The sequence below is a fragment of the Ilyobacter polytropus DSM 2926 genome (assembly GCF_000165505.1).
Taxonomy (GTDB): Bacteria; Fusobacteriota; Fusobacteriia; order Fusobacteriales; family Fusobacteriaceae; genus Ilyobacter; species Ilyobacter polytropus.
On the sequence record NC_014633.1, the window covers coordinates 598,642 to 611,041 of the forward strand.

The window sequence follows — 12,400 nt, forward strand, 5'->3', positions numbered from 1 at the left end:
GAATAGGAACTATAAGAATTATCTTATAGCTACTATTCCTGTGAAATTCATTTTATTTAAATTCAAAATTGAAACAATATTACGATCAATATTATAGGTAGAAAAAACTTTAAAAATAGAGTGAAATGATTTAGAAAATATAAAATATATCATTTTTTTTCTTCTTATAGAAGATATTTTAGACATCATTTTCTACCTCCTTTTAAAATTTTTACTGGAATTATTCTATCAAAAAAAACAGATTAATGCAACTTTTTTTATAAAAACCTTATTTTAAAGCTTAAAAGACCAGAATATCAAAACATCTTAAGTTGCTCTCCAGGTTTTATTGGATCCACTTTCAATTCTTTTTCCAGATTTTCTGCATATATTTTTATATCTTTTAGAATCTTAATTTTTTCTTTTTCTCCTCTATACTTTTTTTCTAATTCCAAAATTTCATTTTTTAAAGAATCAATATTTTGAAAACCTTCACGTTCGTTACTTATACATTTATAACAGTGTCTTTTCCATTCTGACATTTCATCCTCTGTCAAAATCTCAGGCATATTCCTTCCTATAAATCTAAAATAAAGTTCCTTATATTTTTTATCTTTAAATTTAGGTATGTACTGATAATTCTCTCTGTGCATGGCTGCCATCTCTTTCTTGTCCCATTGACTGGCAAATGAGCCGTATATATCTAAATCTGCATCTATTTTCACTTTATCTTTTTCTCTCGTAAATACATTCAGAAACTCTTCTTTTCTTTTAGCTGATAGTTTTTTTATTTTTTCCATCTTATATTTCAGATTTACAGATATTTCTTCCAGAAATTTTGGTTTCTCCCTGAGGTTATTATAAGGAATAACAAGTGGACTTTGATTAATTCTTATCTGTTTTAAACCTGGTCTAGTTATCCCTATCTCTTCAAGCTTTTCATTGGAATAATATAAATATTCCTTTATCTCATCAAAATCCATCTTTTCAAGATTTTCCACATCACTTAAAATATCAATAAATAAAAATGCATTTTTATCTCCCTGATTTATAAAATCTCCAATTTTATAAATAATTGAAGCGTAGCCTCTGTCATAACCATATCCAAAATCTATATGTAAAAACAATTCGTCCTTAGAGAGTTCTGATTTTACAAAATCCTTGTCCCTAAGGTTGAAAAAATAATCAAAAACATTTGGAGATTTTTTACTGATAAGTTCTGCCAATCCAATTGTAGCATAGACATCTGATTTCGCATCATGGGCATTTTCATGAATGATCCCATTTGCTATGCTCAGCTCTTCTAGCCTAAACGATGGCCTGCCGTCATCTTTTAGCGGCCACTTAAGAAGTTCTGGCTTCATAACGTAGACACCTAAAATAGCTCTCATAAAGTCCCATCTCGAACAGTTGTTTTTCCACTCCCTTTCATAGGGATCTCGAAAAGTTCTGTAAAATAAATTTCTAGTTACTTCATCATCAAACTTGATACTGTTATACCCTATTGTCACTGTTCCCTCTTTTGTAAACTCTTTAAAGAGTATTTCTGCCAGTTCATTTTCTGTTATTCCTTTTTCATTTGATTCCTTTGGTGTTATTCCTGTTATAATGCTTGCCTCAGGATTTGGAAGATAATCCTCAGCAACTTTACAGTAATAGACCATCTCATCTACCACTTTAAAATCCATATCCGTTCTGACCCCTGCAAACTGAGAAATCCTATCTCTTTTAGGGTCTGCTCCAAAAGTTTCATAGTCGTACCAGAGATAAGTTTTTTTCATAATAAGCAACTCCTTAATAAAATTATTTTACTGTATCAGTATACTAGACTGAGTATTAAAATCAAATAATATAAATTATATATTAATCTAAAATAGATCTTCTATAAAAAAAGATCCAGGCACATTCCCGGATCTTTCCATGATATTTCACTTCATTTTTTAAAAATATGAGATCTTTAAAATCCGTAAAAAAACTAGTATATCATCAATTAGTCATAAGATACCCTAAAAACGCAACCTTCTCTAGAATTATTTTTTTGATATCTACGATTGAAGTTTTACGACAAAATTTATAACTCTATCTTATATACTTTATTGATATCTTCACCTAGAAAATCAGCTGCGACTTCTTTAAACTTTTTTATGTCACCGCTTATATAATACTCCGGATCTCCGTTTTTATTTTTTTTCGACTTCCCTGCTTTCAAAAACAGCTCTTTTTTTACTGTATCAGCAGTTTCTTTTGCAGAATCTACTATAGTTCCTTTAAAGTATCTGGCTATAACATGTCTTATAAGCGGATAATGAGTACACCCCAACAATAACGTATCTGTTTGTTCTGGTATATAGCTTAGATACTCTTTTACAACTTCGTCATTCTCTAGAGTATCCTCCCAACCATCTTCTATCATATAACACAACTTCGGACACCCTTTTTGAAATACCGAAATCTTCCTGTTTATGTTTCTCAAAGCCTTTGGATAAGCATCCATAGCAACGGTTGCAGGTGTTGCAAATATGCCAATAGAATTATTTGAAGTCATCTCTACCCCAACTTTAGCACCAGTATCTATCACTCCAACTATAGGAATATGCGCAAATCTCGACTTTAATGTATCAAGAGCTGCGGCAGTAGCTACGCTGCACGCTACAACAACTGCATCAACACCGTTAAGCACTAAAAATTCCACAATTTTCATACAGTGCTCTCTTATCTGGTCTACACTCAAATTTTCATAATGAAAATTTTTGTTGTCTCCATAATATATTATTGTATCTTCAGGCAAAATTTTATTAATCTCTTTTACTACGGTAATTCCTCCGACACCAGAATCAAAAACCCCGATTTTCGCCATTCAAATTTCACTCCTTCAATAGTTTCATTCCAAAACAACAATAAAAAACTAAAGGTCAAACATCTTCTTAAACAAGAAGCCTATTTGACCCTAGTTTTCTAACACAATCTAATTTAATATTCAATAGGCAATATATATTTTATATCTTCAATAATTCAATTTATGAAAAGATGTTTATAAAGAACGTAATTATAGATGCATTTGTAAAATCAATAAACAATGCTCCTACCAGTGGCAGTACAAAGAAAGCTCTTGGTGATGGGAAATTAGAAGCAGTAAATGATTCCATATTTGCCATTGCATTTGGTGTTGCTCCCATTCCAAACCCACAGTGTCCACAAGATATAACTGCAGCATCATAATCTTTCCCCATGATCTTGTAAGTTACAAAGTATGCAAAAGCCGCCATAAGTGCTGTCTGAGCCAGTAACATTACAATCAACGGTACTGCAAGTGCAGCTAGATCCCATAGTCTCATTGTCATAAGGGCCATCGCTAGAAAAAGAGATAAAGAAATATTACCAATAGTATCTATAGTTTTGTGATGCAGGTTTATAGATTTCCCGTCTGCTAAGTTTCTTACTATAGCAGCTACTATCATTGGACCGATGTAGATTGGCAGAACTATTCCAGCTTTTTTAATAAGCATTGAAATAACTGTTCCAAGACCCATACATAGCGTTATTAGGTAAACTGTGTTCATTAGCGTATTCTCTGTAATTTTTTCCTCTTCAGGTTTTTCTACCCCTTCATATTTCTGTGAATCTCCTTCAGAAATTGATGTGATTCCGTGTCTTGCCATGAGTCTCTTTCCTATAGGTCCCCCTATAACACATCCGGCAATAAGTCCGAAAGTGGCAGACGCTATTGACACAGCCATGGCTCCTTGTGCTCCTGCTGCTTCAAGTACAGGTCCGAATGCTCCTGCAGTTCCGTGTCCTCCAGTTAACGGAACAGATCCTACAGCAAGTCCTAATAATGGATTAAGATGAAATGCCTTGGCAAGACTTACTCCTACAACATTTTGTAAGATTACAAGTGAAGTAGCTACTCCCAAGAAAATCCCTACTTGAATTCCACCCTTTTTTAAAAGTTTGAAACTGGCTGCAAATCCAATAGTAGTAAAGAAAGCAACCATGAATAATGTTTTAAGCTGCCCGTCATAGGTAAATTCAAAAGACCCACTGCTATGCCCTATCAAAGTAATGATCGAATAGAGAACACCTCCAATAACAGGTGACGGTATAAAGAACTTTTCAAAGAATGGAACTCGGTGTTTAATGGCTCTCCCTACCAATAAAACAATTGCTGCTAAAGTAAGTGTCTGCATCATGTTAAACTCATAAACTAACATTAAATCTCCTCCTTGCTAATTTTGTAATATAGTTGTTGATGGTTATTATAAGATAAAGTTAAAACTTTTTTTCATCATTCTATCACATCTTTTATTAAAATTAAATTAATAATATATATACCAGTATGTTTTTCCAATGAATTATAGTTTAATGTTCTATTTAAAACCAAAATAGGCGTTAAGTGTTTAATTCATCTACAAAGAGAGTATACTATGACAAGTATTCAATTTGCAAACATATTATGCTATAATCTTGCTATATATTATCAATATTCTCTTTATTAAAAATTAATAAAACAAATACTTTGAATCTAAGTCAATGTTTACACGGTTTTATTTTTAATAAAAACCCTCTGAAATCTAAATTTTCAGAGTAAAATATAAAAAAAATTACGTTTTCTACCCTTCTTTTTGCAGTCATTTATCATGATTTTGATACACTAAAAATCTTATAAATAATTTAAAAGTAATTTTCATCCAAAAAAATTCTCCAGTAATATATTCTATTTATATTTATACTATGATTTTTATAAATTTTATTTACAGACATTTCTATATTTTTATCAATAAAAAAAGAGGAGATTCATCCCCTCTCAGATTTACTATTTATGATTTTCAATTCCTTATCGTGAAGTCTTCTGAAAAAAACCAGTGATAAAAAAGCACCTATAAGGCAATAAAACATATCCGACTGCGTATCCCAGATATACCCCTGTGTCCCCAAGAACTCATTAGATCCAGTCCCTGTAGCAAGGGCAACCCACCACTCCAAGAGTTCATAAAAAGAACTTATTGCCATGCAGATAGATATAACAATGAAGAAAAGCCACCTTCCTTTAGAAACCACCGACTTTCGCAGTAAAATTTCTCTTGCTATCATTGCAGGAGTGAATCCCTGAACAAAGTGACCTAGCTTATCATAATTATTTCTCTCCAATTCAAACACATCTCTAAACCAGTTAAATAAAGGTACTCTTGCATAGGTATAGTGTCCCCCTATTATTAAAATAACCGCGTGAATAAGTACTAACCAGTAAACAAGTGGTGTCAGAGGAAATTTTTTATAAGTCGTCACTATTACAATAAGACCTATGACTGCCGGAGCTACCTCTAACATCCACGTAAAAGTATCATAAGGCTTTATTCCACTCCATGCTAAAACCACTAAAAATATCCACAACTGGAAGAGATTAATCTTTTCTCTGCTCATTTATCCCACCTCTTTACATTTATGGAATAGTTATTTTATATTCATTATATCTTTAAACTCTTTGACTTTACCACGGCTTACAGGAACTTCATTTTTGAGACCCTTGAATTTAAGGTTATAAGTGCTGTTAAACCATGGGATTATCTCTGATATTTTATCTATATTCACTATATATGACCTGTGACACCTAAAAAACATTTCTTTAGGGAGCTTGGTTTCCAAATCAGAAATTTTAAGTTTGGATATATAAACATCTTTTTCAGTGAATACTTTTGTTTCTCTTTCACAGGCTTCACAATAATATACTTCATCTAGTGATAAAACCTGCATTTTATCTCCCTTACATATTGTCAGCTTTGAATGAGGGTGAGATTCTTTAACTTCATCTGATTTTATTACAGGTCTGCTTTCAAGTCTCTTTAGGGTATTAACGATTCTTTCTTCTGAATATGGTTTCATAATATAATCGAAAGCCTGTATATCAAATGCATCTACTGCATAATGGTCATATGCAGTTATAAAAACCATTTCCGGTCTTTTGTTAAATTTTGAAATAAGTTTGCCAAGACTCATCCCATCTAAATTTGGCATGTTTATATCCAAAAATATAATATCCACACTGTTTTCCTGAAGATACTTTAGAACCTCTAAAGGATCTTCAAACTCTTGAACAATCTCTAAGCTGCTAAAATTTTCTATAAAATATTTTAATTCCTCTCTTGAAGGATATTCATCATCTACTATTATACATTTCATATTTCCTCCCCAGATTTCACAAGAAAACTTATTCTTGTACCTTTTTCGAGTTTTTCTATCAAGAGCCCCTTACCATACAAGAGCTTTATTCTGCTGTGAACATTATATAATCCAATCCGTTCGGGTTTTTTGTCTTCAGAATTTATTCTTTCTATTATCCTCTCATCTATACCGACTCCATCATCTTGTATCTCAACCCTGAGGTCTTTCCCGTCTCTATAAGCACTGATCCAGACATTCCCTGAATGTGTGCTTTTCAAAATCCCGTGTTTTATGGAATTTTCAACTAGAGGCTGTATTATGAGACTTGGAATCTTACGTCTTTTTACCTCTTCCTCTATAAAATAATGAACATTTATTTTCCCGTTAAATCTGGCTCGTTCTATGTTCACATAGGCCTTAACCTGCTCAAGTTCTCTTTCAAGAGTCACTAGTTTATCGCCACTTTCAATGTTAAATCTCAGATATGTTGAAAGGTCAATTATTATTTCTCTCGCTTTAGATGGGTCCATTCTTACAAAAGAAGATACTGTATGCAGTGCATTAAAGAGAAAATGAGGGTTTATCTGAGCTTGTAGTGCCCGAAGTTCTGATTTAGCTGCCATCTCCTTTAATCTTTCAAGACGGCTTATTTCCAGCTGAGTCGAGATTAATTGAGAAAGTCCCTCAGCTAGATACCTGTTTCTAGACGAAAGAGAACTATTTTCCGTATAATATATTTTAAGTGCCCCTACAACTTTATCATCCTCTTTTAGAGGTGTTATGATAGCGGAATGAATATCTTTTAGACCACAGTGAAATTTGGTCTCATCATCGGTACTTTCAATAACCAATAATTTCCCCGAATCTAGAACCCTTTTTGTAGACTCACTTATTATCTTTTTATGGGTTAAAAGGTACTCAGGGTCATCACTGTAATTGGCCAGTATATCTTTCTTATCTGTTATTATTACTACTTTAGCTCCTAAAGATTCCTGTATAACACGACAAACATTTTTTAGCGAATCGTTGTCAAGTTCTCTGAAAAAAGGAAGGGTTTTATTGGCTATTTCCATGGCAAGTTTAGACTGTTCTCCTGCCATTTTTTCCTTATCCTCCTGTATACTTTCTGTAATAGCTATGACAATAGATACCCCTAATGCATTTGCAAGAACCATAGGAACATATATATTCATTACAATATCCTGAGCTATATGAAAAGGTTTTGACATAATAAGTATAAAGGCCATGCTTATATTTTCCACAATAACCCCTGCAACAAAACCATAAATTTTTCTGTTATTCACCCCTATATTCTTATATAGCATTCCAGATAAAATTCCACCTAAAATAGTTGCGAGTCCGCAAGGTAAAGCGGTTATACCATTTATATCAATTAAAACTCTGTGTATTCCTGCAATTATCCCTGCAGTTATACCAACTACCGGACCTCCTAACACACCACCTACAACCACACCTATATTTCTTGTATTTGCTATGGCACCATTGTAATCTACTCCTACATAGGTTCCTAATATGGCCATTGTAGAAAAAACCAGTGAAAGTATCAGCTTATCCCTGGTTTCAAATGCTTCTTTTTCAATAATTTTCCTGAAAGCCTTTAGCCTTGAAAGAAAAAACGCTATTGTAATTGTATATCCTATATTATTTAAAAGATGATTAAATAGTTGAAGCATAAATCACCAACTCCATAATTTTATTATAGGACATTATATCTTATTTACATATTATTGTCCAATTTATAGGTCACAATATATATTATTTTTTATTTATACAAGGATATTATAAAAATTGTTGAAATATTTAGATTAATTACTTATACTTTATTTGCTAAAATTTTTTTAATTAGGAGATGGCAGATGATAACAGATAAAATATTAAAACTCTCCACCTACGCAGGAAAAATTATCCTCGAAAACGGTGGAGAAACTCACAGGGTGGAGAATACCGTATGTAAAATATGTGAAATGTACGGATATTCTTCCGACTGCTTTGCCACTCTTACGGGAATAATGGCATCACTTGAAGACCAAGAGGGAAACATATCCTCTTTAATAGTTAGGATTTCAAAACGTGGCACCAATCTCGATAAAATACACCGAGTAAACTTACTCGCCGATGAGGCCTATAAACATACTCCTGAAGAATTTATGAGGTCGTTAAAATCCATTGAAATAAAAAAACCTTACCCTATGCATTTAAATTTCTTGGCCTATGCCTTTTGTGCTGCATCTTTTTCTGTTATATTCGGGGGAACCTACCGGGATTTCATTGTTGCAATGATTGTAGGTGGAGCATTAAATATTTTCATCCGTATTTCCACCAAACTTGAAATAAATAATTTTATCATCAACAGTGTAGGTGGTTCAATATGTGCAGTAATTGGAGTTTTCTTTTTAAAAATCGGAGTTGCCGATAATTTGGACAAGATAATTATCGGATCACTTATGCTTTTAGTTCCAGGACTGGCCCTTACAAATGCAGTCAGGGATATTATTGCAGGAGATTTTATAGCTGGAATTGCCCGTGGTGTAGAGGCTCTGCTTATAGCAACATCTTTGGCTATAGGAACAGGTGCCGTTCTCACATTAATGTTATAAATTTCGGAGGTTTATTTTATGTTAAAACAGGTTTTATTTTCTTTAATTGCCACATTTTGTTTTGCAATAATTTTTAATATCAGAGGAAAAAAACTTTTCTTCACCTCTATAGGAGGTGGAATAAGCTGGCTCACCTATCTTTTATGCATAAATGCAGGATACTCAGTATCTTTTTCATATTTTTTGTCCTCCATAGCTTTGACCCTTTTCTCTGAAATATTTGCAAAGTATTTAGAGACTCCAGTCACTACAATCCTCATATGTGGGCTGATTCCTTTAGTTCCAGGAGGAGGTATATACTACACGATGTATAATATCATAAAAGAAAAACCTCTGGCGGCATTTTCAAAGGGAATAGAGACCTTCCTTATATCATGTTCCTTAGCCATGGGTATAGTCTTTGTAACATCTTTTATAAAAATTTTAAAAGATATCCACAGAAAAAAAATTGCCTCAAGAATAATTTCTAAATAAATCCATAAAAAAAGCTCTTTTAAAGGAGCTTTTTTTATTTTCATTCTATTATAATGGTTTCACTTGAATATTTTTTCTATTTTAATTATCAGTTTGTCCGGTATGACATAATCTTTTGCCATGACTTTTTTCAATGCCATAAAAGGCTTGTGCCTATAGTTTTTTCTATCTCTGTCGCTGCCCTCTATTTCTTCCTCTATATCATTTTCAAACTCCACATAACTTCCTATGGAATAATTTATACTTCTTTGAATTCCCTTATTTTTAAATTCTGCGTTTTCTTTGTCGTATTTAGTTCTCCAATCATGCTTATCCTTATCATATACAGCTGTGTATGGTATCTTAAACCCATTCAGCAAACGTATAAACTGGGGTATAGTACTTTTACTGCCACATTCTATTATAGAATATTCATATTTATATACCCCTATACATTCTGCCAGATAAGGAAGAAGTATCTTATCTGTCTGTCCTTCTACTAGGATCACCTTTTTAGCAAAAAAAAGTTCACTTCTGTCTGGATTTATCCAATAGTTCATGTTAAATCTTTTGACCTCATCTCTAGAAAAAAGTCTTTTTCTGTTTTGAAAAACCTTTGTTCCCCTTTCATCACGCCTTACTATACATATCGACCTATATTGCTTCAATCCTACAAAGTTGCTAGAGTGTGTGCACACATATATCTGAGTCCCAAACTTAGAAAGATGTATCAATGTGTTGTATAGCTCTCTTTCTGCCTGAGGATGCAGATAAAGTTCCGGTTCCTCATATAAAATCAAGGTATTTCCCAATATACTTCTTTTTTTATTTTTAGATTCCCTAGAAAGAATCCTGGCAATATTAAATATTACATTTCTCTGAAGGCCCCTGCTTGCATAATCCTGCTGCAATACAGAATAAACTGTCTTTATTTCTTCGATTATCCCTTTGTCACATGCACCTTCATTACTGAGCACCGTGAGAAGTTTTTTATAGAAAAAATCAGTTAGCTCTTTTGAAGTTGCCGCCACTGAAGGAATAAAAACAACCTCTATATTTTTTATAATATCCTGATAATCATTCCATTCTATTTCTTTAATCTTGTACTCTTTGACCACCTTGTATGTAAATCCGTCGTCTCCACCTGTTATTCTAAGTACAAGCTCGTCATTTTTATCTAAATAAGGTTTTAGTTTCTTTAGTTTTTCCAGGGACACTATCTGAAATTTCCCCTGTATCTCTACACTACCTCCACCTTTTCTCTTATCTTTTTTTCTATAGTTTCGCTCTCCCAGAAAAAATAATATTGCTGAAAAAATACTTGATTTCCCGTGGTTGGCCCCCCCTATCAACAGCATTAGATTCTCTAGGTCAATACTCTCATTTTCTATTGATTTCCAGTTTTTTATGTCTATTTTTTTTAGGTACATAAAATTAACCCCTTTCCATATATTTTGTATTTAAACCAAGTTGTCACCTTTATTTAAAATTAAATTATTGAATTTATCCAACGTTCCGTTACTTTTCCTTGATGAAAAGTAACCAAAAATCAAGGCCTGTGAAAAATAAGCTAAATGCCTTCGGAAATCTAAGTAAAAATCAAAACTCGCTACGCTCAGACAGTTGATTTTTTCTAGAGATTTCTCTCAGTTATTCTTAACGCTTATTTTATCAATGGCCAAGTAGATCAAAAGATTTGGAATATTGTAAATCTAAACATAGCTATAGGAGTATTTTTTATTTTTTTTGAATTTCAAGTCCAGGGCTTATACAGGAAAGAACCTGCACTCAGCCGTCCTACAGAATAAGTTCCGCAGGGAACCGAGGACTGTAGCTTACAAAGGCGATAAAAGAAATATCTACTTCCTAGACATTTGAAAATTCTTGAACTTTTGGTTACTTTTCTTTCAAGAGAAAAGTAAGAGGTTCAAATAAAGTCAGTAACTTATATCGAATCATTTCAAATGGCTATTTATAATTTAATTTTAAGAAAATAATTCGCAATCAATTTTGATTTCCTTTAAATAACAAAAGAGGTCCTAAGACCTCTCAAGTTTTTACAATTATTAATTTACACTAAGTTTTCTATCCTTTGTGTCTGATTATTACTCTACCTATAAGCCGGCCATTCAGCATATTTTCCACTTCATCGAAAATACCAGCCATGTCTACTTCTTTTATCCCTGACTCAAGATTTGCTCCCTTCCATTCTTTAGATATAAGTTCCCATATTTTTTCCCTTTTTTCTTTAGGACACTGTACAGAATCAATCCCTACAAGTTTTACTCCTCTCAGTATAAACGGATATACTGTTGAGAAAGGTAATTCTCCTCCCGCTACATTCCCGCAGGTTGTGACTACTCCTCCATAGCTTGCCGATCTTATAGCAGTTGAAAGAGGATTTCCACCTACAGTGTCAACAACCCCTGCCCAGCTTTGCTTCAATAGTGCCTTTCCACTTTTATCATCTAATACTTCTCTATTAACAGTATCTTTGGCTCCAAGCTCTTTTGCCAGCTTCTCCTCTTGATCGCCATTAATAACAGCCGTTACATTATATCCCATTTTTGAGAGGAATCTCACTGCATGACTTCCTACTCCCCCAGTTCCTCCGCTTACAAGGATTTTTCCGTTTTCAGGTTTGACATCTTTCATCAGCTCATAAACTGAAAGTCCAGCTGTAAATCCTGCCGTTCCATAGACCATAGCTTCTTTCAAAGAAAGGTTTTCAGGTCTTTTTATAACCCATTCCTTGGGAACTCTTATATATTCTCCGAAACCTCCGTCGGTATTCATACCCAAATCAAATCCAGTAAGTATTACCTCATCACCAGGTTTGAAGTCAGAAGTTTTAGATTCTGTTACCACTCCTGCAGCATCTATCCCAGGAGTATGAGGATAATTTCTAGTCACTCCTCTGTTACCTATACAAGATAAGGCATCTTTATAATTTAATGATGTGTATTTTACATTGATTACAACATCACCCTCTGGAAGATCATCTATACTTCTTTCTACTATTTTCTTTAGAAATTTCCCATCTTCTTCAAATATTCTAACTGCTCTAAATTTCATAATTTACCTCCTGCGTTTTTAGTTCGGTTTCGTACTTTTATCTTACATCATTTTTTTTTCTGTGTCAATGCAAATATTCAGATTCTATTTTTCTATGACTTTACAATTCCTCACTA

At 33.1% G+C, this 12,400-nt stretch carries 11 protein-coding genes; 2 read left to right on the top strand and 9 right to left on the bottom strand.

Annotated features, from left to right (window positions below; translation table 11 throughout):
• Nucleotides 1–18: 18 nt before the first annotated feature.
• The 7 genes from ILYOP_RS15890 to ILYOP_RS12765 all read right to left on the bottom strand — a co-directional run bounded on the left by ILYOP_RS15890 (nt 19) and on the right by ILYOP_RS12765 (nt 7,832).
• Nucleotides 19–189 carry a hypothetical protein gene (locus tag ILYOP_RS15890; protein ID WP_013388910.1) on the bottom strand — a complete coding sequence of 57 codons (171 nt, stop codon included), beginning with the start codon at nt 187–189 and terminating at the stop codon, nt 19–21.
• A gap of 107 nt (nt 190–296) precedes the next feature.
• The gene (gene sbcB / locus ILYOP_RS12740) at nt 297–1,760 is read right to left on the bottom strand and encodes an exodeoxyribonuclease I (protein WP_013388911.1); all 1,464 of its coding nucleotides are present in this window, start codon (nt 1,758–1,760) and stop codon (nt 297–299) included.
• A gap of 290 nt (nt 1,761–2,050) precedes the next feature.
• The gene (gene murI / locus ILYOP_RS12745) at nt 2,051–2,836 is read right to left on the bottom strand and encodes a glutamate racemase (protein ID WP_013388912.1); all 786 of its coding nucleotides are present in this window, start codon (nt 2,834–2,836) and stop codon (nt 2,051–2,053) included.
• 160 nt (nt 2,837–2,996) lie between these two features.
• Complete coding sequence (gene gltS / locus ILYOP_RS12750; protein WP_013388913.1) at nt 2,997–4,190, bottom strand: sodium/glutamate symporter; 1,194 nt, start codon at nt 4,188–4,190, stop codon at nt 2,997–2,999.
• A gap of 583 nt (nt 4,191–4,773) precedes the next feature.
• Nucleotides 4,774–5,400: a DUF2238 domain-containing protein gene (locus ILYOP_RS12755; protein WP_013388914.1), complete on the bottom strand. Its 627-nt coding sequence runs from the start codon at nt 5,398–5,400 to the stop codon at nt 4,774–4,776.
• Between the two features lie 30 nt (nt 5,401–5,430).
• Nucleotides 5,431–6,156: a LytR/AlgR family response regulator transcription factor gene (locus ILYOP_RS12760; RefSeq protein WP_013388915.1), complete on the bottom strand. Its 726-nt coding sequence runs from the start codon at nt 6,154–6,156 to the stop codon at nt 5,431–5,433.
• Nucleotides 6,153–7,832 (bottom strand): LytS/YhcK type 5TM receptor domain-containing protein, encoded by a 1,680-nt coding sequence (locus tag ILYOP_RS12765; protein WP_013388916.1) that lies wholly within the window; start codon nt 7,830–7,832, stop codon nt 6,153–6,155. The genes ILYOP_RS12760 and ILYOP_RS12765 overlap by 4 nt, the downstream gene beginning before the upstream one ends.
• A gap of 183 nt (nt 7,833–8,015) precedes the next feature.
• On the opposite strand from ILYOP_RS12765, the gene ILYOP_RS12770 reads away from it, so the two are divergent.
• The gene (locus tag ILYOP_RS12770) at nt 8,016–8,756 is read left to right on the top strand and encodes a threonine/serine exporter family protein (protein WP_013388917.1); all 741 of its coding nucleotides are present in this window, start codon (nt 8,016–8,018) and stop codon (nt 8,754–8,756) included.
• An 18-nt stretch (nt 8,757–8,774) separates the two neighbouring features.
• Nucleotides 8,775–9,230 (top strand): threonine/serine exporter family protein, encoded by a 456-nt coding sequence (locus ILYOP_RS12775; protein WP_013388918.1) that lies wholly within the window; start codon nt 8,775–8,777, stop codon nt 9,228–9,230.
• 59 nt (nt 9,231–9,289) lie between these two features.
• Here the strand turns inward: ILYOP_RS12775 and ILYOP_RS12780 are convergent, their stop codons facing one another.
• A complete protein-coding gene (locus tag ILYOP_RS12780; protein WP_013388919.1) occupies nt 9,290–10,639 on the bottom strand; it encodes an ATP-dependent nuclease in 1,350 nt (449 codons plus the stop codon).
• A 655-nt stretch (nt 10,640–11,294) separates the two neighbouring features.
• Entirely contained in the window at nt 11,295–12,284 is a 990-nt protein-coding gene (locus ILYOP_RS12785; protein ID WP_013388920.1) for a YhdH/YhfP family quinone oxidoreductase, read from the bottom strand.
• Nucleotides 12,285–12,400 lie beyond the last annotated feature (116 nt).

What these genes read in the sequence shown, in the direction of transcription:
- ILYOP_RS15890 (WP_013388910.1), bottom strand. Translation starts at nt 189, where the DNA reads ATGATGTCTAAAATATCTTCTATAAGAAGAAAAAAAATGATATATTTT.
- sbcB (WP_013388911.1), bottom strand. Translation starts at nt 1,760, where the DNA reads ATGAAAAAAACTTATCTCTGGTACGACTATGAAACTTTTGGAGCAGAC.
- murI (WP_013388912.1), bottom strand. Translation starts at nt 2,836, where the DNA reads ATGGCGAAAATCGGGGTTTTTGATTCTGGTGTCGGAGGAATTACCGTA.
- gltS (WP_013388913.1), bottom strand. Translation starts at nt 4,190, where the DNA reads ATGTTAGTTTATGAGTTTAACATGATGCAGACACTTACTTTAGCAGCA.
- ILYOP_RS12755 (WP_013388914.1), bottom strand. Translation starts at nt 5,400, where the DNA reads ATGAGCAGAGAAAAGATTAATCTCTTCCAGTTGTGGATATTTTTAGTG.
- ILYOP_RS12760 (WP_013388915.1), bottom strand. Translation starts at nt 6,156, where the DNA reads ATGAAATGTATAATAGTAGATGATGAATATCCTTCAAGAGAGGAATTA.
- ILYOP_RS12765 (WP_013388916.1), bottom strand. Translation starts at nt 7,832, where the DNA reads ATGCTTCAACTATTTAATCATCTTTTAAATAATATAGGATATACAATT.
- ILYOP_RS12770 (WP_013388917.1), top strand. Translation starts at nt 8,016, where the DNA reads ATGATAACAGATAAAATATTAAAACTCTCCACCTACGCAGGAAAAATT.
- ILYOP_RS12775 (WP_013388918.1), top strand. Translation starts at nt 8,775, where the DNA reads ATGTTAAAACAGGTTTTATTTTCTTTAATTGCCACATTTTGTTTTGCA.
- ILYOP_RS12780 (WP_013388919.1), bottom strand. Translation starts at nt 10,639, where the DNA reads ATGTACCTAAAAAAAATAGACATAAAAAACTGGAAATCAATAGAAAAT.
- ILYOP_RS12785 (WP_013388920.1), bottom strand. Translation starts at nt 12,284, where the DNA reads ATGAAATTTAGAGCAGTTAGAATATTTGAAGAAGATGGGAAATTTCTA.